Consider the following 23,009-nt stretch of genomic DNA (forward strand, 5'->3'; position numbering starts at 1 on the left):
ATAGAGGTATTCAACTTTGCCAAATTTTTTAATTGCCCGTCGTGCTACGACCTTTTTTCACGTTTCCTCAATACCGCATACAAGAAAACAAAAAACGCCAAGAAATACGCAATGCGAGCGATGTAGTCGCCCATTTGAACGTAAAATGTGAGTTCGTTGTTTAAGGCGATGGTACCTTTCAAACTACCTCGGGTGCCGTAAGGAAGGGTTTTGAGTATATCTCCTCTACCATTGATAAAAGCCGAAACGCCCGTATTAGCACTGCGGGCTACACTGCGACGGGTTTCAATCGCACGCAAGCGGGTGTAACTGAGTAGCTGTTTGTAACCCTGTGTATCGCGCCACCACGCATCGTTGGTAAGGATAGCCAAGAAGTTAGCCCCTTTCTTAATATAGCCCGTTACAAACTCACCATAGATAGTCTCATAGCAAATGATAGGTGCTGCCTTGCCCTCGGTGTCTACTCCTGCAAAGGCAGTGCGTTCAGGCTGGGTAGTTTTTAGGGCTACCGTACCGCCAAGGTTGATAAGGGTTTCGCCTAAAATAGGTTTTAGCACCTGCTGATAAGGGAAATTTTCTACTGCTACCACCAGTTTGCTCTTGTGATACAGTGGTACTTCGGCATTGCAATTGAGCAAGAAAGCCGAATTGTAATCGTTGTACCAAAAACCATAGTCGGGCAAGTAGTTGCTTTGTGAGGTTGTCTGGGCTTTGTCTCTTACAAACTCAATCATAGAAGCTCCTGCTATCCAGTTTACATTAGGATAGTGACTGAGTAAAGTACGCAAAATAGATACTTCCCACGAAACAGGTAAATCTTGTAACTTAATGTTCTCAGCAAAAACCGTTTCGGGAGTGATGATAAAATTCACTTGGTCGTCTATATTTTCAGTGGCAAGTTGTACCAAAAGCCTACCTACTTCTTGATTGGAAAGTGCGTATTTTTCTTGATAAGGATCAATATTAGGTTGTAAAACAATAGCATTGATTGTCTTTTTGCCAGCTTCGCTATAATTGATATACTGGAAATACGAAATCACCACAGGAATAGCAAAAAGGAGCATCGCCACCCCCACTTTTCGGGCAAATGCTTTACGGTTTTTAGTAGAAAGATAATCAGTTAAGCCTATAAAAAGTACGATATTCACAAGCCATACCCATAGTGAGCCCCCGAAAGTGCCCGTATATTCGTACCACTGTATCCACGTAACTTGTTCGGAAAAAACGTTTCCTAAGTTCAGCCAAGGCCAAGAAACGTCCCACGTGAGGTGGAATTTCTCAAAAGAGAGCCATATCGCTACTAAGAAAACGAGCGACACTTTCCGGTTCATACGTTTCGCTACGATATGATAGAGGAAGAAAGTGAGTGTCATCAAGAGAGTGTTTGCTAAAATAGCAAAAATTGCTCCTATTTGGGTAGAGTACCATATCCACCAGGTGGTGGGGATATTCCAAGTGAGAAAAGCCAAATAAGAGAGTGCAAACACCTTGCGTTTGGTATGCTGGTAATCACGTCTAATGTGCGCTTCCATTAGTAAGAGAGGTACTAAGGCAATGAATATAAGGGCAGTAATGCCGTAAGTTACCCACGCACAGGCGAGTAAAGCCCCTGAAAGCAGGGCGAGGAGTATGTTTTTCTTCATTATAGACACTTAATAATGTGGCAAAGATAAAAAACAATTGCGAATGATAAATGATAAATGATGAAAAAATGTTGTCGCCAATTCAACTTTGGCAAAATGTCTCAAGCTCCTTTAAGCAAAAAAGCTTGAAGTCTTGTGGACTTCAAGCTTTTCTCATATGAAAAGTAAAAAATATTTATTCTAAGGTAAAATCTACTGTGCTTTTAATATCGCCTGAAGAGGTGCCTACTAAGGCTTTGAATGTGCCTTTTTCGGCTACCCAAGCGTGTTGCTCAGGGTTGAAGAAAGATAGGTCTTGCTTGGTGATGTGGAAAGTTATGGTTTTGGTTTCTCCTGCCTTCAAGAATACTTTCTCAAATCCTTTGAGCTCTTTGTAAGGGCGTAATACTGAGGCTTCTTTGTCGTGCAAATAGAGTTGTACTACTTCAGCACCATCACGTTTGCCGGTGTTCTGTACCGTTACCGAGAAGTTGATATCGCCGTTAGTGGTTTTCTTGTCGGCAGTGAGTTTGCCGTATTTGAAAGTAGTGTAAGAAAGTCCGTGACCGAAAGGGAATAGCGGTTTTACACCTTTGGTATCGGCGTAGCGGTAGCCTACCAAAATACCTTCGTGGTAGGTAACCTCTTTATCACCTGGGTATTCACCTAAGGCTATGGCTCCATTGTCTTCCAAACGCACTGGGAAAGTGAAAGGCAATTTACCCGAAGGGTTTACATCACCGAAGAGTACATCGGCAAGGGAGTTGCCTGCTTCGGAGCCTAAATACCAATCTTGTACAATCGCAGGTACGCTTTTCACCCAAGGCATCGCCATTGCATTACCCGAAATGAGTACTACCGCTAAGCTTTTATTGGCTTTTGCCAAAGCTTCAATCACGGCATCTTGTCCGTAAGGTAAGCCGTATTGTTTGCGGTCGTTACCTTCGCAATCCTGACCGTCGTGTTTGTTGAGTCCGCCTATAAAGATAACTACATCAGCTTGTTTAGCGGTTTTTACAGCTTCGGTGAGGAGTTCTTGAGCCGGACGCTTATCAGTGATGTCGTTGGCAGCAAGCCCGTCTTGGTCTTTGTAATCGTCGCTGGCATAGCCACGTGCATAGAGCACTTTGGCTGTATTGCCTACACGGTTTTTAATTCCGTCTAAGGGGAGTATCTCGTGAACGGCTTTCAATGAGGAACTTCCTCCACCTACGGTCATCATTTTGATAGCATTCTCGCCTATAACGGCTATGGTTTTTGCCTTTTTAACATCGATAGGCAATACATTTTTATCGTTTTTGAGCAGTACGATACCTTCTTGTCCTATCTTGCGAGCTACAGCAAAGTGTTCTGGTGAGGCGAATGACCCAAAGGGACGATTGGCTGCCATATTGGTGCGGAATACGAGTCGGAGGATATTGCGCACCTTTTCATTTACAACTTCTTCTTTTATTTCTCCCGATTTCAGTTTTTCGAGAAAGGGTTGAGCAAGGAAGTAATGGTCGTAAGCATTCGAGTGGTTTTCAGCCATTCCGTCAGTCCAAGTACCAAATTCCATATCCAATCCGTGGAGGGCAGCGCCATCGGTGTTGTTCACTCCACCCCAATCGGATACTACGGCACCGTCAAAGCCCCATTCTTTGCGCAAGATGTCTTGCAATAGGTATTGGTTTTGACAAGCCCATTGGTCTTTGTATTTGTTATAAGAGCCCATTATGCTCCACGCTTTTCCCTCTTGCACAGCAGCTTTAAAAGCGGGGAGGTAAATCTCATACAGGGTGCGGTCGTCTACCTTTACATTCACAGTATGGCGGTTGATTTCTTGATTGTTAAGCGCATAGTGCTTCACGCAAGCAGCCACACCATTGGCTTGCACGCCTTGCACATAAGGCACGACCATTTTGGATGCCAAATAAGGGTCTTCACCCATATACTCGAAATTGCGACCGTTGAGAGGAATGCGGTAGATGTTCACCCCAGGACCTAAGAGTACGTTTTTGTTGCGATAGCGGGCTTCTTCACCTATGGCTTTTCCGTAGGCTTTGCTGAGAGCGGGATTCCACGTGGCAGCAAGGCAAGTGAGAGCGGGGAAAGCGGTGCATTTATCATTTGTCCATCCTGCTTGATTCCACTCGTCCCAGAGTACTTCGGGGCGTATGCCGTGAGGACCGTCGGTCATCCAATTTTCGGGAATACCCAAACGGGGCACGCCAGGGGCACTGAACTTAGATTGAGCGTGGCACATAGCTACTTTTTCCTCTAAAGTCATTCGCGAGAGAGCATCGTCTATACGTTTCTCAATGGGTTGCGAAGCGTCTAAATAAACAGGCGTTTGCTGGGCTGAGAGCGTACCTACGACACAGCAAAGCAGTAAAGTTTTTATATTTTTCATATTAGTCATTTTTAGTTGTTAGTGTTCTTAGAATTGAGCAAATAGAAATACTACCTCTTAATAAAACAAATTTCATTTTTTTCAGAGATAATATTTTTGCGTTTTTTTCGTCAAAAACTAATTTTTAACATATTTTCTTCAGATTTTCATACCCCTTTTTAGCCAATTGATTTTCAGTTTAGTAAGGCCTTATCTTCGGTTTAGCTTCGCCTTACCTTCGCCTTAGGTTCGCTTTAGGTTCGTCCAAAGTGGCTGAAAAGTAAAACATAAAAAGTAATGTAATAAAATGATTATTAGTATTTTAGTCATTTAAGGTGAAAAATGAGTACCTCCTAAAAAAGTTTGTGTTTTTCTTGTCCTTTTAGCATACTTTAACATTTTTTCAGCAGTCTAAAAGTTCTATATCTCCTATATATATGTCTCACTCTTCATTTACAATCTGTTAATCTGTTAACTTGCTAATCTATTCTCCTCTCACTTTTTTAATAAGAAGCGGTTTGAGAATGGCTGTCCAGAGCTTATAACCTTCAGCATTCATATGTAGGTTGTCTTCTTTAAAGATATCGGTGCGGAGGTTACCCGCTTCATCGTACATTACTTTGGTGATATCAATATAAGTATAGCCTTGTGCGGTGGCATTTTCCTCTAAAAGAGCGTTTACCAATAGCTGGTCTTTCAGCTGGTCGGCTTTGTGTTGTGAGGGTTTTAGCGATACCACAATCAGAGGCGTATTAGGATAATCTTTTTTAAGCTTGTCGATAAATATACGGAAAAGATCAAAGCACTTCACGGCATTTACACCTTCCTTATGATTGCCCAAATCGTTTTCCACGTATAGCAAAATGCTCTTAGGGGTATAGCCTTTGGCAATAGTGTTGTAATTGTAAATCATATCGCGCAAAGTAGCCCCTCCGTAGGAACGACGAATGAGTTTCAGTGGGGCAAAATCTTCATAGATAGTATCCCACAGATTGATAGATGAACTCCCCAGAAAGAGTACGTCGCAAGAGAGGTCTTTTAAGCGTTTATTCTCCTTTTGATAACGATTGATATCGCCTTGATAGCGGGTAATCCAAGAAGTCTCGTCGCGTTGTTCAAACGGAATAACGGTTTTGATAAGGGTTGTAGGGGTTGCGGTTTGCGCACTCGCAAAGGTTGTTACTAATAGGAATAACAACAGTAATATTCTTTTCATTCGCTTAATTAATTTGTTGATGTTCAACTTTGCCAAAGTTATTATAGCCTCTCGTGCTACGAGCTTTGGCAAAGTTTACAATTTCTGTTTATATTTTAGGTATCAAAAAGGATACCACACTGTTAGCAGGTACTTCATAAGAGAAATAGTACTTGCCGGTACTTAGGGTCAGATAGGTTGCTTCTTTCTTTTTATTCAACAACACACAAGCCAAAGAGCCGTCGGGGTTCTCGAATGCGGTACATTGCACATTGTCGTCGGTGGTTTTCTCAACGCCTATACGGGTCGCACCCTGCTTGATGACTGCCGAAAGATGACTTATCACATAGTAGTGCGAATTGCGTTGCATCGTCTTATAATCGGATGTTTGGATATCGACCGCACCAAAACAAGTTTTGCAACCGCCTTCACGATTGGGAGCTCCGTGCTCGTCTAGCATTAAATTCCACACTATCACCGCCTTGCAATGATTATTCAGGATTTTGATACCAAGCTCTTGCATATCTTCGGTAAGACGGCGTTCGAGGTTGCGACCGTCGTTCCAAGTACCTATGGAGCTTTCTGTAAAGATGAGTTCTTTATTGGGGTATTGGTTATGAATGTTGCTCAATTCGTTAGGATTTCCCCCATAGTTATGGTAAGCAGCCCCCACAACGTACTGAGAGGCATCGGTATCTTTATAGATATGTAAGGGGTATTGCTGTTGCGAAGGTATATTATCGTAGTTGTAGTTATGGTCGAAGAGGTAGATTTTAACCTCAGCAAAACCTTTGTTGTGCAGAGTTTTACCTAAGGCGTTTTTGATAAAGGCGAGCTGTTCGTCCCATCCCATATACATAGAAGCCGAGTTGCCCCTGTTGAGGGGTTCGTTTTGTATAGTAATGGCATTGACGTTCAATCCATTGTCTTTCATCGCTTGCAACCATTTGGCGAAATAGAGCGCATAATCCTGATAGTGAGCAGGGTTCAGCTGACCGCTTGTCCAATGGTTATGAGGTTGCAAATCGGTGAGGTTATTGACCTTCATCCAGCGCGGAGGTGTCCAAGGAGAGCCTATGATTTGCACTTTGGGGTTGATAGCGAGAATCTCTTTGAGTATAGGAATCACGTACTCAGTTTCCTCTTGGGTGAGGGCAAAATGCTCTATTCCCTTGGTATCACATAGGGTGTATTCACTTAGGGAAAAGTCGGAACAGCCAATAGAAACCCTCACATAATTTTGCCCAAAGCCGTCGGTTTCAGAGAAAGTTTGGGTGAGAAAGTTTTTTCTATCGGCAGGGGACATCTGCATCAAGTTATAGCAGGTAGACCCTGTAATGGCAGAGCCAAATCCGTAGATACTTTGGAATTTTTCAGTAGGTTTTAGGGTGATACTATAAGATGCGTTAGGGTTTTTGATGAGCTTTAGGTCGGTTTGCTCTTTGTAGAATTCTTTTTGGCGATTGCCTGTGGTTAACAATACGCTCACTTTACCTACCGATGGCTCAACAACAGGGGGAGGAGTAGGATCCTCCCCTGTGTTGGATTTTTTCTGGCAGCTGCAAGAAGCGATGCTCCAGAGTATTATAAGTAAAAAAGAAGGGAATATTTTCATTAGTAACCAGGATTTTGGGTGAGTTTTTTATTGTTTTCTAATTCAGTTTGTGGGACAGGATAGAGTACTGTATTCTCATTGAGAGGGTAGGTTTGTTTTAGTCTACCAGTATCTCTTGCGTTGAGAGAGTTCATTGTTTCGATAGCTTTATCGTTACGCACCAAATCGAACCAACGGAAGCCCTCGAAAGCGAGTTCTAAACGACGTTCTTTAAGTACTGCTTCTTTCATTTGTTCTTGTGAAAGAGAGGTGGAAATAGGAGCAAGTCCTACCCTTGCACGTACTTGGTTTACTAAGGCAGCCGCCTGAGTAGTTTGACCTAAAGCGGCATAAGCTTCGGCTTTTAGCAAGAGGATATCGGCTAAACGCAATTTGATGATGCTACTGCCTCCTGAACGTATTTTGTACATAAAAGGATAGTGTTCAGAAGGGTAATAATTTTTCCACGAAGGTTGCCCCCAAACGATAGCTTGATCTTTGCGCACAGCATCACCCTCGGCATCGAAAGCAGCGATGAGGTCACGTGAAGGTGTTACCCATTTTGCCCAGTCGTAAGTGCTATTGGGGTTGGTGTAGTTCAATCCAAAAAGTCCCGGTAACCAAGTCTGTCCGCCTTGAGAGTAGGTAATCTCGAAGATAGACTCAGCTGAATTACGCACTTTTACATCGATTTTAGCATCGTTGATTTGAAATAAATCGGCGTAATTAGGCAAGAGAGTAAAGCCATCGGCTTCTACGGCTGCGCAATACTGAATAGTTTTGTTGTAGTCGCGTATAGGTTTTTCGGCATATACGTGAGCTAAGAGTGCATTAGCTACCGCACGACTGAAGAAGAACTTATCGTTAGCCTTCACAGCAGGAGCATCGACGAGAGCCTCTTCGAGGTTGGTGCGAATGATGTTGTACACCTCAGCAACTGAAGTGCGTTCAGGGAAGAGCAATTTGTAGGTTTCTTCTACATTTTTAGATGATATTTCAGGGACTTCAATAGGAGGAATAGGTACTGCTCCCCAAAAGCGCACCATATCGAATAAAAGCCACGATTTGAGTATTTTAGCTTCGGCTTTCCACTGTTTTCGTTCAGTTGTTGTAAGCGAGGCATCGGGCACTTTGTCTACATTAGCAATTACTACATTGGCTAAGTTGATGCCTTCTAAGTATTTTTGCCAATCACGTTTTATATTTCCGTTAGATGCATCTTGGCTGTTCTGTTCTATAGAAGTAATTTCGACACCAGAAGTACCTGCATAAGCGTTATCGGCACGAGTTTCGGTATTTTGTAGAAAGTCTAACGTCCAGAACTCTTGCGCGCTACCTCGTACAAAAGCATAGATAGCATCGTAGCGAGTTTGCATTTGTGCTTTGGTTTCTATGGCAGAAGAGCTTTTGCCCTCGGTAGTTGTGTTTTTCTCGTTGAACTCCGAAATAGGGTCTTTATCTAAACTGCACGCCGTTAGTGCTGCTAACGAGAGTGCAAGGTATATATATCTTTTCATTTTTGTATAGGTATTAAAAATCAATGTTTAAGCCAAAGATAAAGGTTTTGGTTTGAGGATAAGTACCCCAATCAATACCCATCGTAGGACCTGAAAGCCCTTGGTTTACTTCGGGGTCAAATCCTTTGTAGTTAGTGAGTGTCCAAAGATTTTGAGCGGTGAAGTAAGGCTGTATCTTGCGGATACCGTATCTCAACAACTCGTCATTGGAAAGGTTATAAGCCAAAGTAAGTGTTTTGAGACGCAAATACGAACCATCTTCTACCCAACGCGAAGAAGCTTTGATGTTATCGGTACTTCTTACAGCACGAGGAATGTCGGTAATATCACCCGGTTTTCTCCAGCGGTTGAGCACAGCAGTCGATTGGTTTTGGTCTTTATACATACCTTCAGTTTCTATACGAGAAGCGTTGTAGATATCATTGCCATAAGAACCTTGGAAGAATACGCTCAGAGTGAAGTTCTTATAGGAGAAGTCGTTAGTAAGCCCAAAAGTAAAATCGGGGTTAGGGTCGCCTATATAAGTTTTATCGGAAACTGAGATTTTACCATCGCCATTGAGGTCTTTGTACTTGATGTCGCCTGTTTGAGGGTCTACTCCTTCACTTATAAATCCCCAGAACTTGCCTAAAGGTTGTCCTTCAGTAATGCGCACCACTTGTTCAGTAGTAGCTTCGGAAGTGCTGGCGTAGTAATACACTTTTTGAAGGGTAAGTTTAGTTAGCTCATTGCGGTTGAACGAGATATTGAAGTTCGTATTCCACTCAAAATTACCTGTGAGGTTGCGTGTATCGAGTGCAAATTCAATCCCTTTATTGGTCATTTCGCCTTCGTTGCGATAAATAGAAGGTATGGGTGAAGTAGCGGGCAGTGGCACATCCATTAGCAAATCGGTAGTCTTTTTAAGGTAAGCATCTACCGCTAAAGAGATACGGTTTTTGAAAAGTGAAAGGTCGAGCCCTATATTGCTTTGAGTGGTGGTTTCCCAAGTGAGGTTAGGGTTAGAGAATGAATTAGGGCGCAAGGTTACCATTGCATCACCTTTACCAGCCTCCCACCAGTTTTGACGGGTAATAGAAAAGCGTTGCAAGTAGCCGTAATCGGATATACCAGCTTGGTTACCTGTTTGTCCCCAGCCACCGCGCAATTTGAGTTCGCTAAGCCAATCTACTTCTTTCAAGAAGTTTTCTTGTGAAAGTCTCCATCCTACAGATACTGAAGGGAAGTAACCCCAGCGTTTTCCTGGTGCCAATTTTGAAGAACCATCGGCACGGAAATTAGCTGTGAGAAGGTATTTGCTATCGTAGTTATAAGAAATACGACCTAAATACGACATAATTGCCCATTCGGCAGCACTTGAACCACTACCTTGTTCTATTTTATTGGCAGCGTTGAGGGTTTTGATGTCGGGTGTAAGGAAGTGAGAGGCGTACAAATAGCTTTCGTTCCATTTAGATACCGTTCCTGAAGTACCCGCCAAAGCAGAAAGATTGTGTTTCCCGAAACTCTTGTCGAAAGTAAGCAAGTTGTCGTAGGTCATCACGGTGTTATTAGTACGGATATCGTCGGCAGTACCGAAGATCTTGCGTCCATATTCGGTGAGTTTAGGGTCTGTCCAATGGGTTTGAGTGCGTCCTAAACGGTCGATACCTACTGTAGATTTGAACTTCAAACTAGGAAGGAAAGTTACGATAGCCGATACACTTCCTACCAAGCGATTGCTCTTAGAGGTATTGTCGGCATTACGAGAGATATTCTCTACAGGGTGAGTGAGGTTTGCTCCATAGAAATTGTAGTAATACCAACCTTCTTCACCGGGTTTATCACTCCATATAGGAGCGTATTTAGGGGTATTGATTACCGAAAGCACTACTCCAGCGCGGTTAGAACCTGTACCGGTGATAATACCATTAGACGAGTAATCGGAATAGGATAGATTGGTTTCAAAAGTCAGCCATTTACGCATTTTGGTTTCTAAGTTCAAACGTACATTATAGCGTTCGAAGAAAGAAGAGCGAATAACCCCTTCATCTTTAGAATTACCTGCTGAAATGTAATACTTGGTGTTTTCAGTTGCATTTGAGAAAGAAAGCTGTGTATTGCGAATAATACTCTTGCGGAAGGTTTCATCAAACCAATCAGTTTTATCGGTAAGCCCTGAAGGAAGAGTAACAGCACCTGTTTCGTCCATCAGTTCCTTGTACTGAGCTGTGTTGAGCGACTCGATGCGTTTGGCTACTTGCGAGATACCCACATAGGTATTAACAGATACTTTAGGCTCGTTGCGTTTTCCGTGTTTGGTAGTGATAAGCACAACACCATTAGCAGCACGTGAACCGTAGATAGCTGCTGAGGAAGCATCTTTGAGCACTTGCATACTCTCGATATCGGTAGGGGCTATCCCACTGATGTCTTGCACAGGGATACCATCTACTACATATAAAGGGTCGTTAGAAGCGCTAATAGAAGTATTCCCACGAATGCGCACAGCCAAGCCTGCGCCTGGAGCACCATTAGGTTGCACTACTTGGATACCCGCAGCACGCCCTTGAATGGCTTGTGCAGCCGAAATTACAGGACGCTGGTCGAGGTCTTGGGTCTTTACTGTGGTAATAGCAGTGGTTACATCACCACGTTTTTGAGTACCATAGCCCACTACTACCACCTCATCGAGGTCTTGGGCAACTTCAGAAAGTTTAACATTGAGCTGTTCACCTGTTACTTTTAAATCGAGGGTTTTGTAGCCTACAGAAGAAAACTCTAAAACAGCTCCTCGAGCTACGTCAGTAAGTGTATACTTACCGTCGAAATCAGTAGCTACGCCTTTGGTAGTACCTTTTATTACTACAGAAACACCAGGAAGAGGTGCTCCTTTGTCATCGGTTACGGTACCTGTTACTCTGCTGTATTGTGCTTGGGCGAAACCTACAAAGCCTATTAACAGTACCATCATTAGCATTAAATGTTCTTTGAGTACTTTCATAAAATAAAAACATTACGTTTGTTTAGTTGCTCCAAAAGTACAGCAAAAAAACACTCGCGCGTAATTGGGTATTAGAAAAGTACTGCTTTCAAAAAATATCAAATTGAATATTAGCTAATTGAATTGTGAAAAAAGCTTAAAAAAGTACTGAAATTTCACCTATTAATTACGTATTTTCTTCACTTTTTCTTCGAAAGTATCGCGTTCTCCTTTCGCTTTATTCCGTACTTTGGTGCGATAGTTGTACACTGTGCGAAGAGAATAGCGCAAGAATTCGGCTATCTTATTACTATCGGTGATACCTAAACGAATGAGGGCAAAGATACGCAATTCGGTATTCAGTAGTTCGCCTTTTTTAGGGAAGATTTGTTCGCCTTCTTCTAAAAGAGCGTTGAAGTGGGTTACAAAATGCGGGTATATATTGAGGAAGATAGTATCAAAATTCTTGTAGAGAGCCTCTAATTCTTGTTCTACTACGGAGGTAGATTTTAGCACCTTGATAAGGTCGTCAAACTGATGTTTAGAAGCCTTTTTGTAGAGCAATTTCCGGTAGTTCTCAATCTTATCAATATACGCTGAACAGAGGTTGAAGAAACGTGCAATGTACTCTTCTTTGATAAGGTTTGCCTCTTCGAGGTTGAGATTTGCCTCTTCAAGGGTTTGGTTCATCTGTTGCAAATCGGCATTGAGCTTTTCGAGTTGCTGATTACTGTAAGAGAGTTCTTTACGTATCTTTATCAGTCGCTTAACTTGTTTGTACACATATACCAAAGCGATGATAAGGGCTACCGATAACACACTGATGAGTATCAAATACAATTGTAATTCTTTCTTTTGTTTGGCTTCTTTTTCTTGATAGGCGGTATTGATGATAGAATAGAAAGAGGCACTTTCTTCGGCGCGGTGTCGCACATTGCAAAAATTAGCATCATCTATTGCCATTTTGATAAACTGATAGGCTTTGCTTATATTTCCTCGTTTGTAGTAAGTGAGGGCTAAACCTTGCAAAGAAGCATTATCCTTGATAACGTTTTTAATATCGGCAATTGCCGAGAGGGCAAAATAGTATTCTTGAAGGTTGTCATTTCCTTTTTCTCGTTCTATAAGACCTAAATAATAAGCTATTATAGCACGTTCAGGTTCCTCTTCGGTAGTTTGTGGCAATAGTTGTTGAAACTGTTGCATAGCGCGGTTTTTGTCTCCTGTAAAGAACTCATCGATAGCACTGTTTACTTTAAAAGTAAGCGACTGTTTGTCTATGCACAATAGTAAGGAATCACGGTAGCGGTTGGAGGCACTCAAATAAGCACTATTGTTGATACTTTGCCCATAATGACTGCACAAGGCATAACACGAATCGTAATATTCACACAGCGATTCCTTAGGTAATCGGTGTTTATCGATAGCTTTTAACAGTTGCAAAGCCTCTATGTACATCCCTTTTACCGAGTAGAGTTTAGAGAGCAAGATATGGGTTTCGTCTTGCTTTTCAGTATCGTTTAAAGCTATTGCTATTTGTTCGTTTTTCAGCAGATAGGCTACTGCCGAATCGACCTTAAATTTTCGGTATTCGGTATACAATTGTTTGTGCAGGTCGTATTTTTCTGTTGGTTGAGAGGCTTTTTTAAGAGCCTTTTTCAAGGAAGTAATACGCTGTTCTTTGGCTTGTATATAAGTAGCACTCTGCTCAATGGTTTGGTTGAGCCGGTGGAGTACAGCCTCTTTACTCTCTTGTGCCACCGCTACATTCCTTCCCAACAACAATATGATAAAGAGTGTGATATAGTTTTTCATAAAGTTTTTTTTTATTAAAGCCCCCGAACCCCCGAAGGGGGACAAGCCGTAAATTTGCATCAGCAGGAGATTATTAGGATATTATTCGGATATACTGCTCAATCAACTTTGCCAAAGGTCGTAGCACGACGAGCAATTAAAAACTTTGGCAAAGTGTAGCGATGCAAAAGCGACTTGATTATTCATCGTTATCTCAGAATTCTAATTCTGTTTGGGTGCCGTCGCTCTCATTTTCAGAGGTAGGAGGGACAATTTCTTCATCGCCGAGGTCTTCTACGGGTTCCTCTTCTTGGGGTTCTTCGTAGGGCAGAGATTCAAGCGTGTTGACAGTTTTCACCTTGTCGGTAGTGAGCTGGTTGCCCAAGGCTTTGATGCCTTTTACACTGATAAACTCTTCTAAATTCACCGTGAGGTTCTCTTTCTCCTTACCCTTTTCTTTGGTGAAGACCACCTCAGCCATAGGTCGCCAATCGGCAGAGACGAAGAGCAATTGCGATTTAGGGTGTTCGGTAATGACTAACTCTTCGCGATTTTCGTTCTCTACCACAAAGCGTTTTACAAACACGCGTTCTTTCTCACCATCGTAGTAAATCACCGAAATAGGTTTCTCGGGCACCCATTTTTCCATTACGGCGATATTGTTCTCGAAATGCAGACTCAATTCGGGGATAATGGTTTTCACAACGCCTTCTTTAGTAATGAGAAGCATACGGTCATCACCTTTGAAAGCCCCAAGTAGCGTACCGCGTTCTTCGGTGTTGAGGCGTTTTACAATATCGTCGAACCATATCTTGCGCGGTTTGAGAGTTGATACGCCTTTTTCTTTCAGCTCGATGCGCTTGATAGCGTATTTACTCACGAGGTTTCCTTTCACGCCACGTCCTTTGATGAGGGTATCGGCAAAATCGATATCCCATCGCAGTTTGCGCAAAGTACCTAACTGACGCAAGTTCACGGTTACCACTTCGGCTTCACCATTAGGGTTGGCTGTAAAATAGAGCACACGCGACTCTTTGTGTTGAGGAATGAGCTCGTACTTCTTATCGCGGGTAATACCCGTAACGTTGAAGCGCTTGATATAGGAGAAGCCTGTTTGTCCGTCCTTATAAATCATATTGTACACGGTGCGCTTATCGTCTTTCTTAAAGACCGCTACGTGTATGATGTTTTTCTCTATATATTGTTTATCGGATACTTTGGTAACGTACATCGCACCGCTTTCGGTAAATACAATCACATCGTCGATATCACTGCAATCACCTACATACTCGTCTTTGCGCAAGCCTGTACCTACAAAACCTTCAGCTCTGTTCACATAGAGTTTGGTATTGCGCACCACTACTTTGGTCGCCTCGATGGTATCGAATACGCGCATTTCGGTTTTCCGTTCACGCCCCTTACCATAAGTCTTTTTAAGGCGTTCGAAATGGGAAATCGCATAGTCGATAAGGTTTGCGAGGTGGTTTTTCACTTCCTCGATATCAGCTTCAATTTTGAGGATATTTTCATCAGCCTTATAAGAGTCGAAGCGGGTGATGCGAATCATTGGTATTTGAGTGAGTTTAGCCAAATCGTCATCGGTAATCTCACGGATTAAATCTTTTTTGAAAGGTTCAAAACGCTGGTACAAGTACTCGTACAAACTCTCTTTATCGGTGTAGTTCTTGAAGTCGATATACATCTCTTCTCTGATGAAAATCTTTTCGAGCGAGGCACTGTGCCATTGCATTTCGAGTTCAGAAAGTTCAATTTCGAGCTCTTGTTTGAGCAGACTTACTGTGCGGTCGGTACTGCGACGCAACACTTCTGAAACGGTGAGGAAATGCGGTTTGTTGTCCTCAATCACGCAGGTAATGGGCGAAATAGCTGTTTCGCAGGCAGTGAAGGCGTAGAGCGCATCGATAGTCTTATCGGGCGAAGTGCCGTTGGGCAAGTGCACCAATATCTCTACATTGGCAGCTGTGTTATCGTCTACCTTTTTGATTTTTATCTTGCCTTTTTCGTTCGCTTTCAGTATAGAATCTATAAGCGAAGTAGTGGTGGTAGTAAACGGAATTTCGGTGATGCAAAGCGTACTCTTATCGAGTTGCGAAATCTTAGCACGCACCCGCACACGTCCGCCTCTTGCCCCATCGTTATAGCCACTTACGTCCATAATACCCGCAGTAGGGAAATCGGGGTATAACTCAAAAGGTTTATTTTTGAGGTAAGCAATAGAAGCCTCGATGAGCTCAATGAAGTTGTGAGGTAATATTTTGGTAGAAAGCCCCACGGCTATTCCCTCGGTACCTTGTGCCAAGAGGAGCGGGAACTTCACCGGCAAGCTGATAGGCTCCTTTTTACGACCGTCATAGCTGGATTGCCATTCGGTTACCTTAGGGCTAAAGACCACATCGAGGGCAAACTTAGAAAGGCGTGCCTCGATATAACGAGGAGCTGCGGCATCGTCGCCTGTGAGGATATTCCCCCAGTTACCTTGCGTATCGATGAGCAAGTCCTTCTGACCGATTTGTACAATAGCATCGCCTATACTCGCATCGCCGTGAGGGTGATACTGCATTGTATTCCCCACGACGTTAGCCACCTTGTTGTAGCGACCATCGTCTAATTCTTTAAGCGAGTGCATAATACGGCGTTGTACGGGCTTAAAGCCATCTTCGATTGCTGGTACAGCGCGTTCGAGGATTACGTATGAAGCGTAATCCAAGAACCAATCTTGGTACATACCTGTGACTTTAATGATGCTATCTCCTTGTGGAGTAGTGTTTTGAGGTGTATTGTCTTCCATCGGAACAGATGTTGTTTAAAGTGCAAAAATAGAAAATAATTAGCAAATGACAAAAAATAGGTTTTAGGTAAAAGGTAAAAGGTAAAAAGAAGAGATGACAAGTAACGAATGATGAAGATAATGCGAAGGGGATTTCAACTTTGGCAAAGTATGTAGCGACGGAAAGGCAAAGTTAGAGCGAACGATGAGTGGGTCTACAGTGGCTCTACAGTGGGTCTACAGTGGGTCTACAGTGGGTCTACAATGACTAAAGAACGAACAAAAGACGGAGCGAGCTACACGGGCAGATGAAGAATAAACGAAAGAAAAGGGGAAATAGAAGTGAGAATAGAAGAAAAAGTATTGATATTACATCGCTCCAAAAAAGTATCTACCTTTTTTGGAACGAATTTTATTATTGATTGTTAAAGCACTATTTTCTGTTTTTAATATTGTCGAGCATTGTTTTGAGTCTGGTGAGCTCTTCGGGATGGTCTTTTGCTACATTGTAGAGCTCCATTATGTCTTCTTTGAGGTCGTACAATCGGGGCTCAGGATAGTTGCCCAGATGTGTGCGAGTGAGGGGTTGATAAGAGGGGTTATCGCTGGGGACTACATATTTCCAACGACCATCGGTGATGGAGAGCGCTCCCCCAGAGGCTATTACATAAGGGCGACCTTTCTTGTCCTTGCTTAAGAAGGCTTTGAGGTAATCTTCGCTATCGGTGGCTGCTCCTGCGGGTATCTCAGCACCAATAAATTTACTCAAAGAGGCAAAGAGGTCGATATGTGAAAGCAAAGCGTCGGAAGTACCTTTTTTCACTATCTTAGGATAGCGTACGATAAACGGCACACGCGTACCCGCTTCGTAATTGCTGTATTTGCCTCCGTGGTTGTGAAAAGCTCCCCACGGACGATGTCTGCCTAAGAGCTCTTCGGCTTGATCTTGATAACCATCGTCTATCACAGGACCGTTGTCGCTGGTGATAATGATAAGCGTATTATCGTATAGATTATTAGCTTTGAGGGCCTTTACGATTTCACCCACAGTCCAGTCGAATTGGAGAATTGCATCACCGCGGTAACCCATACCACTTTTGCCTACAAAACGTGGATTGGGGTAGCGAGGTACGTGTATGTCATTAGTACCCACATAGAGAAAGAAAGGTTGTGATTTGTGATTTTCGATGTATTTTACCGTTTTGGCTACAATGGTATCGGCGAGATATTCGTCTGTCCAGAGTGCTTTGCCACCCCCTTTCATATAGCCGATACGCGAAATACCGTTTACTATGGCTTGGTCGTGACCGTGGTGTAAGGAAGGTTTGAGTTTAGTGAGCAGTTCGGGGTTGTTCTTACCCGTAGGTTCACCTTCAAAAGGCTTGCTATAGCTCACTTCGATGGGTGCTGAGGAGTCGTAATTGGCTACGCGTTGGTTTTCTATCCACACGCAAGGCACACGGTCGGCTGTGGCAGCCATTATGCAGGAATATTCGAAGCCTATATCGGAAGGTCCAGGGGTGATAAAGCCGTTCCAATCCTGTTTACCGCGTTCACCTCCTAAGCCCAAGTGCCATTTGCCAATAGCGCCAGTAGTATAGCCTGCTGCTTTGAACACATCGGCAATGGTGGTTTGCTCAGGACGAATGACCATAGCAGCATCACCAGGAGCAATACCAGTGTCATTGCGTCGCCAATTGTACAAGCCCGTGAAGAGTGAATAGCGCGAAGGTGTGCAAGTGGCAGCGGTGGAATGTACGTTCGTAAAGACCATTCCTTGTTTGGCGAGTGAGGCTACCTGGGGGGTATGAATTGTCTTTTCGCCATAGCAACTTAGGTCGCCATAGCCTAAATCATCGGCTACAATGATGATGACATTAGGTTTTTGGGCATAAGTAGCGAAAATAAAGCTATAAAGGAGAAGAAAGATACAATGTTTCATAATTATAGGGTAGTGGGTTTTTGTAAAAGAAAAATACCTTGCAAAAGTACAAAAATAATTATACTTCCCAAATATAATTATACCTATATAAAGAAAATCTATCATTAAAGTATCTCAACCAATTAGTTTTTATAGTACTTTTGCTAAAAATTTAAAAAGAAAATACTATGTTTACATTACCTAAATTATCGTATGATTACAATGCGCTTGAACCTTACATCGATGCGCGTACAATGGAAATACACTATACTAAGCACCACAACGCTTATACTACGAACCTGAATACGGCTTTGGCTCCAGCAGGGGTAGAAGGCAAAACTATTGAGGAAATTCTTACCTCACTTGATATGAACAATGCTGCTCTTCGCAATAATGCTGGTGGTTTTTACAATCACAATCTTTTCTGGGAAGTGCTGAGTCCTAATGGCGGAGGTAAACCTACGGGAGAATTGGCTAAGGCAATTGGAGAGGCTTTTGGAAGTTTTGAAGCTTTTAAAGAAGCTTTTAGCAAGGCTGCGGCTACTCGTTTTGGCTCTGGTTGGGCGTGGCTTTGTGTACACAAAGGAGGTAAGCTTGAGATTTGCTCTACTGCAAACCAAGATAATCCGCTAATGCCTAACACTGGTTGCGGAGGTTTTCCTATCTTGGGATTAGATGTGTGGGAACACGCTTATTACTTGCACTATCAGAACCGTCGTCCTGATTATATTGAGGCGTTTTTTAACGTGATTAATTGGGCGAAAGTTGCCGAGCTTTATAGTACTCACAAATAAGTCGTAGCACGACAGGCATTTAAAATGCTAATGACTTATGAATAACAAGCAAATATGAAAAAAGCCGTGTGAGAATTTCTCATACGGCTTTTCATTGTATCATATAAATTTCTATTTGCTAAGTTTTGTTTTAGTAATTTTAGCGGCTAAGATTACTGCATTTTTAGCATTTACAATAGTACCTGTAGTAGAAAGGTCGGCGAAGTTCATTTCTTTGCGTTTTTTACCTTCATCATCATCTTCACCTACGAATACTTTCATATCTACTTTTACACCAGACTCCATAATAATTTTCTTCACTTCGGCTGCACTCAGATTTGGAAAGTAAGAGCGCAACAAGGCTGCAACTCCGGCTACTTCAGGAGAAGCCATTGAGGTTCCTTGCAAGAACTCGTATTTATTCTCAGGAGTGGTAGAATAGATTTTTACCCCAGGAGCAAATACATCGACATTGCGTTTACCATAGTTTGAGAAAGAGGCTACTAAATTCTTGTTATATTCGTAGTTCAAAGCCCCTACGGTAAGGAAGTTATCGGAGATTTCTTTCTTGTTTACTTCGTCGTTAGGATAAGTATCTTTCACGTCGATATCCTGAGAGTCGTTACCCGCAGCGTTCACGATAAGAACATCTTTAGAAGCTGCATATTTGATAGCGTCATACACCCATTCTTTGTGAGGAGAGAAAGCTTTACCAAAGCTGGTGTTTATCACTTTGGCTCCGTTATCTACTGCATAGCGCAAAGCAAGAGCGACATCTTTGTCGTACTCATCACCATCGGGGACAGCGCGTACTGCCATAATGAGTACATTATCGGCAACCCCATTCATACCGATTCCGTTATTGCGTTCAGCACCAATGATACCTGCCACGTGTGTGCCGTGTAAGGCATCTTTGGTATTCGGACCTATTACGTTATTATTGCCGTAATACTTTTTGGTAAAGTCGTTTTCATTATCTTTTAAGATAGTTTTACGAGGTGAAAAATCGGGGTTGAGGTGATATTTCAGTTTTGTATCGAAATACTCGATAGCGTCGTTGAGTTCTTTTTTGATATCACCAGAATTAGAGACATCTGCTAATAGCTGTTTCATAAACTGAATCATCTCGGTAGTGGGAGCATCGAAAGTTTTGCCTTTGGTAGCAGCATCGATGTCTTTGGCGGTATACACTTCTTTACCTGTGATTTTACGTAAGTTGTTATCGGCAAATTCAGTTATTTGGATAAGTTGCTCATAATAGCCTTTGCGTTTTTTAGTTTCAGCAGTTTCTTTATCGAATTCTTTTTTAGCATTGGCATAATCAGGATTTTTCTTATCCTTAGTTTTGTAAATACGAGTCATCTCGGTATTTTCTTGAGCGATATTACCGAGGAAGTTCCAGCCGTGTACGTCGTCTACATAACCGTTTTTGTCGTCGTCAATTCCGTTGTCAGGAATTTCTTTAGTGTTTACCCACACTACGTTTTTAAGGTCTTCGTGGTTGATATCTACACCAGAATCTACCACTCCTACGATTACTTTTTTAGGGGTAAGACCTTTGAGTAAGGCATAGGCTTCTTGCAAGTTCAGTCCAGGGAAGTTTTGTTTAAACCCTTCGTGAGGCCACCCTTTGAGGGTAGCATCATTGTAAGTTTTCTGAGCTGAAGATGTTGCGGGAGCTTTGTCCATATCGGCACTAACTTTAGTAGCCCGACAGCCCACAAATAGGAAAGTTGCTAAGGCAACCCAGATAAATGATTTTTTCATTCTATTAGTTAATTACGTATTTAAATTCTATAGATTTTCATCTTATAACAAAAACCGTGCAAAAGTACAAAAAATACTAATAACTAATGAATAATTAACATTTTTTATTTTTGTATTATTTTGCCGTTACCTCGTAAATACTGTCTTTGCTTACCTTGTAAAGGCCGTTTTCGTTTAACCATCTTCCTCCTTTTTGAGAAAAAAAGGTCTCATTAAGGGTGCGGACGTAAGTGCCAATAGGTACAAAAAGTTTTATTTTTACCTCTTGCCCCCGATATACATTTCCTTTGGCAATTTGGTAATAATAAGGAAAGCTAATGTGATTCCCTTTGATAGTGAGCGGGTAGATGGGACTTTGGGCATTTTTTTTAGCTTCCACAGTATTGCTCCCACGAGCCGTTCTGATATATTGCAAATAGGGGACTGCGCCTTGCGGAAGGGTATCTATGAAAAAAGAACAATCTCTTACCATTAGGGTATCGGTATTGATGGGTATTATAGGGGAATTGAAGCCGTATTCTTTGCGTATTTTTTCCGCCACTAAGGTATCAGAAAGGGTGGTGAGGGGTATTTTTTCTTCCACATGTGTTTTTGTTATAAACTCCTTGCCCAATGTTCCTCCTACGGTTAGCAACCCGATGAGTCCTATCACAAGTGCCAACACATTGGCTATTACCCATATTTTAGGAGTGCGAAAACTCTTAATAAAAAGTTTTAAACTGAGTAATACTACCACCGAAACAGGTAGCAAAAACAATAATATCAACGAGAGGTATAACACTGCTACCTGCCATTGATGTTCGAAAATGAAAGGCAGATAGTCGGTTACTAAAAACGCAGAAAAACCACTCACTACGGTTACTCCAAAAACACCCAACAACACTGCCATTACCGCTACAAACAAAGGTAATAGTATTACAGCAAGAATAAAGTATAGCAATATGCTGAGTATCAAATTTCCCAGATTACTTTTCTTAGGGGGCTGAAACGTAGGAGCTTGCTCACTTATCTCAAAAACAGATTCCTTTTTCAAGATGATACCCAGTGCCAAGTAAGCTATTACTAACATAACCGTTAAGCGCCCTTTAAATAAAGGAATACTCAGCAAAAGAAGAGCCAAATATGCTATCCGTAGCCAAGTGCTACTGGTAGTGGAGTACTGTGCTAATCCTCCTAGTACGCCAAGTAGCTTCTTGTCGGTAATACTTCTTTTCCATTCACTTTGGGTAGTCGTAACCGATTTGTAGTTGGAAAGTGTATCCAGCGTTACTGCTTCGCCCTTCATTTCCAATTTTTCGACAGTAGTACGCGCAGGAGGTACCACTGCCCAAAAAACAGCATATAATAATATTAAGGTGCTTGGCATAGTGAAAAAGAAATGCTTATAGAAATTACCTCCCAACAAAAACAATAAGAATAGTAATGCAAAAGCAATCCGCATTTTAGTTACATCTACCTTAAAGTAATGCGCCAAACCCGAAAGTACTCCACCGAGTTTCTTATCATCCGTATCGCGATACAGATTTTGGTTCCATAGGGTTTGCGAAGATTTAAGAGGTTCTTCACTCTCAACGTATTGTTCGGGACGACCTAATACTTCTATAAGATATTGCACGTCTTGACCGATTACTACTTCGCGCTCTTTGAGACGAACTTTGAGTAGTTCAGCCATACGTTGCTCTACATCGTAGAGAATTTCTTCTCTATCGGTATTTTGGTTCAAATGATTACGCACCTCATTGAGATAGTTGTTGAGGGCATTATAGGCGGTCTCTTCGATGATAAAAGAAAAACCACCTAAACTGATGTTTTTTATTTTGTCCATAATTTAAATAATTTTATCAATCATTGTTTGTAAATCACGCCAGGCTTTTACGGTTTCGTTTAGGAAGCGTCTGCCTGATTCGGTTAAAATGTAGTATTTACGAGGAGGACCTGAAGTAGATTCTTTCCATTGATAGGTAAGTAGCCCGCTGTTTTTCAATCGGGTAAGCAAAGGGTATAACGTTCCTTCGACCACTATCATATCGGCTGTTTTGAGCGCCTCAATCAGGTCGGAAACATAAGCTTCTTTGTTTTTGTCAATAATGGAAAGAATACACATTTCCAAGATGCCTTTACGCATTTGTGTTCTTGTTTTTTCGACATTAAATTCTTCCATAGTTTTGATGTTTTTAAATTCGGGGCAAAGATACGACAAAAATAAGTATTATGCAATACATAGTACCAAAAATAATCAATATTTTTGTATTAGAAATACTTAAATCATTGATTTATTGAGAAAAAGGAAAGGTAAGAAAAAGATATATTTTTTTGGTGGTAGAGATGTATTTTGGGTATGGGGAGCTTATAGAGAGCTTATAGGAAGCTTATACGAATCTTGGACGATTGGTATAGGAAGGGTATATAAAAAGTTGATTCATAATATAATACAACAATGCAAAAAACGGTAAAAATGAGGTTTCGAGGCGAAAGAAAGAGGAAGGGGCACTAGGGGATAACATCCCCCTAGCCCCCTTCAAAGGCAGGGCTGTTACAAAGTTTTGTAAGTTATTTTAAATTACTATTTTTGCATTCCAATAAAATGTAAAAGTCTATGACACTGATAGAAATGTTATCTAGTATAGAGGATACTAGAAAAAGACGCGGTATCCGCCATAAAATGCCTAACTTCCTGATTATGTGCCTAACAGCAATAATGTCAG

Annotated in this window: 13 protein-coding genes; 1 reads left to right on the forward strand and 12 read right to left on the reverse strand. The window is 41.9% G+C overall.

Going from position 1 to position 23,009, the window contains the following annotated elements:
• Window positions 1-44: 44 nt before the first annotated feature.
• The 9 genes from lnt to ACSQ7D_RS10155 form a co-directional block, all read right to left on the reverse strand.
• On the reverse strand, window positions 45-1,643 hold the full coding sequence (gene lnt, locus ACSQ7D_RS10115) for an apolipoprotein N-acyltransferase (RefSeq protein WP_437136170.1): 1,599 nt from the start codon (window positions 1,641-1,643) through the stop codon (window positions 45-47).
• A 175-nt stretch (window positions 1,644-1,818) separates the two neighbouring features.
• Window positions 1,819-4,023, reverse strand: a complete 2,205-nt coding sequence (locus ACSQ7D_RS10120) for a glycoside hydrolase family 3 C-terminal domain-containing protein (protein WP_437136171.1) — start codon at window positions 4,021-4,023, stop codon at window positions 1,819-1,821.
• A gap of 454 nt (window positions 4,024-4,477) precedes the next feature.
• Window positions 4,478-5,209, reverse strand: coding sequence for a GDSL-type esterase/lipase family protein (locus ACSQ7D_RS10125; protein WP_048746305.1), 732 nt, complete (start codon window positions 5,207-5,209; stop codon window positions 4,478-4,480).
• A gap of 88 nt (window positions 5,210-5,297) precedes the next feature.
• Window positions 5,298-6,803, reverse strand: a complete 1,506-nt coding sequence (locus ACSQ7D_RS10130; protein WP_437136172.1) for a glycoside hydrolase family 30 protein — start codon at window positions 6,801-6,803, stop codon at window positions 5,298-5,300.
• Window positions 6,803-8,299 (reverse strand): RagB/SusD family nutrient uptake outer membrane protein, encoded by a 1,497-nt coding sequence (locus ACSQ7D_RS10135; protein WP_437136173.1) that lies wholly within the window; start codon window positions 8,297-8,299, stop codon window positions 6,803-6,805. The genes ACSQ7D_RS10130 and ACSQ7D_RS10135 overlap by 1 nt, the downstream gene beginning before the upstream one ends.
• A 13-nt stretch (window positions 8,300-8,312) precedes the next feature.
• Entirely contained in the window at window positions 8,313-11,282 is a 2,970-nt protein-coding gene (locus tag ACSQ7D_RS10140; RefSeq protein ID WP_437136174.1) for a SusC/RagA family TonB-linked outer membrane protein, read from the reverse strand.
• Window positions 11,283-11,444: 162 nt separating this feature from the next.
• A complete protein-coding gene (locus ACSQ7D_RS10145) occupies window positions 11,445-13,076 on the reverse strand; it encodes a DUF6377 domain-containing protein (RefSeq protein ID WP_437136175.1) in 1,632 nt (543 codons plus the stop codon).
• 193 nt (window positions 13,077-13,269) lie between these two features.
• Window positions 13,270-15,864, reverse strand: coding sequence for a DNA gyrase/topoisomerase IV subunit A (locus ACSQ7D_RS10150; protein WP_437136176.1), 2,595 nt, complete (start codon window positions 15,862-15,864; stop codon window positions 13,270-13,272).
• Window positions 15,865-16,276: 412 nt separating this feature from the next.
• A complete protein-coding gene (locus tag ACSQ7D_RS10155; protein ID WP_437136177.1) occupies window positions 16,277-17,890 on the reverse strand; it encodes a sulfatase-like hydrolase/transferase in 1,614 nt (537 codons plus the stop codon).
• A 62-nt stretch (window positions 17,891-17,952) separates the two neighbouring features.
• Between ACSQ7D_RS10155 and ACSQ7D_RS10160 the strand changes: the two genes are divergently transcribed.
• Window positions 17,953-18,558 carry a superoxide dismutase gene (locus ACSQ7D_RS10160; protein ID WP_437136178.1) on the forward strand — a complete coding sequence of 202 codons (606 nt, stop codon included), beginning with the start codon at window positions 17,953-17,955 and terminating at the stop codon, window positions 18,556-18,558.
• A 111-nt stretch (window positions 18,559-18,669) separates the two neighbouring features.
• Here ACSQ7D_RS10160 and ACSQ7D_RS10165 read toward each other — a convergent pair whose 3' ends face one another.
• From ACSQ7D_RS10165 to ACSQ7D_RS10175, 3 genes are all read right to left on the reverse strand, one after another.
• Window positions 18,670-20,304, reverse strand: a complete 1,635-nt coding sequence (locus tag ACSQ7D_RS10165; protein ID WP_437136179.1) for a S8 family peptidase — start codon at window positions 20,302-20,304, stop codon at window positions 18,670-18,672.
• Between the two features lie 115 nt (window positions 20,305-20,419).
• Complete coding sequence (locus tag ACSQ7D_RS10170; protein ID WP_437136180.1) at window positions 20,420-22,129, reverse strand: PspC domain-containing protein; 1,710 nt, start codon at window positions 22,127-22,129, stop codon at window positions 20,420-20,422.
• Between the two features lie 3 nt (window positions 22,130-22,132).
• Window positions 22,133-22,465 (reverse strand): PadR family transcriptional regulator, encoded by a 333-nt coding sequence (locus tag ACSQ7D_RS10175; protein WP_002673691.1) that lies wholly within the window; start codon window positions 22,463-22,465, stop codon window positions 22,133-22,135.
• Between the last annotated feature and the right edge of the window lie 544 nt (window positions 22,466-23,009).

Source organism: Capnocytophaga sp. G1920 (assembly GCF_051417515.1).

What these genes read in the sequence shown, in the direction of transcription:
- lnt (WP_437136170.1), bottom strand. Translation starts at nt 1,643, where the DNA reads ATGAAGAAAAACATACTCCTCGCCCTGCTTTCAGGGGCTTTACTCGCC.
- ACSQ7D_RS10120 (WP_437136171.1), bottom strand. Translation starts at nt 4,023, where the DNA reads ATGACTAATATGAAAAATATAAAAACTTTACTGCTTTGCTGTGTCGTA.
- ACSQ7D_RS10125 (WP_048746305.1), bottom strand. Translation starts at nt 5,209, where the DNA reads ATGAAAAGAATATTACTGTTGTTATTCCTATTAGTAACAACCTTTGCG.
- ACSQ7D_RS10130 (WP_437136172.1), bottom strand. Translation starts at nt 6,803, where the DNA reads ATGAAAATATTCCCTTCTTTTTTACTTATAATACTCTGGAGCATCGCT.
- ACSQ7D_RS10135 (WP_437136173.1), bottom strand. Translation starts at nt 8,299, where the DNA reads ATGAAAAGATATATATACCTTGCACTCTCGTTAGCAGCACTAACGGCG.
- ACSQ7D_RS10140 (WP_437136174.1), bottom strand. Translation starts at nt 11,282, where the DNA reads ATGAAAGTACTCAAAGAACATTTAATGCTAATGATGGTACTGTTAATA.
- ACSQ7D_RS10145 (WP_437136175.1), bottom strand. Translation starts at nt 13,076, where the DNA reads ATGAAAAACTATATCACACTCTTTATCATATTGTTGTTGGGAAGGAAT.
- ACSQ7D_RS10150 (WP_437136176.1), bottom strand. Translation starts at nt 15,864, where the DNA reads ATGGAAGACAATACACCTCAAAACACTACTCCACAAGGAGATAGCATC.
- ACSQ7D_RS10155 (WP_437136177.1), bottom strand. Translation starts at nt 17,890, where the DNA reads ATGATAGATTTTCTTTATATAGGTATAATTATATTTGGGAAGTATAAT.
- ACSQ7D_RS10160 (WP_437136178.1), top strand. Translation starts at nt 17,953, where the DNA reads ATGTTTACATTACCTAAATTATCGTATGATTACAATGCGCTTGAACCT.
- ACSQ7D_RS10165 (WP_437136179.1), bottom strand. Translation starts at nt 20,304, where the DNA reads ATGAAAAAATCATTTATCTGGGTTGCCTTAGCAACTTTCCTATTTGTG.
- ACSQ7D_RS10170 (WP_437136180.1), bottom strand. Translation starts at nt 22,129, where the DNA reads ATGGACAAAATAAAAAACATCAGTTTAGGTGGTTTTTCTTTTATCATC.
- ACSQ7D_RS10175 (WP_002673691.1), bottom strand. Translation starts at nt 22,465, where the DNA reads ATGGAAGAATTTAATGTCGAAAAAACAAGAACACAAATGCGTAAAGGC.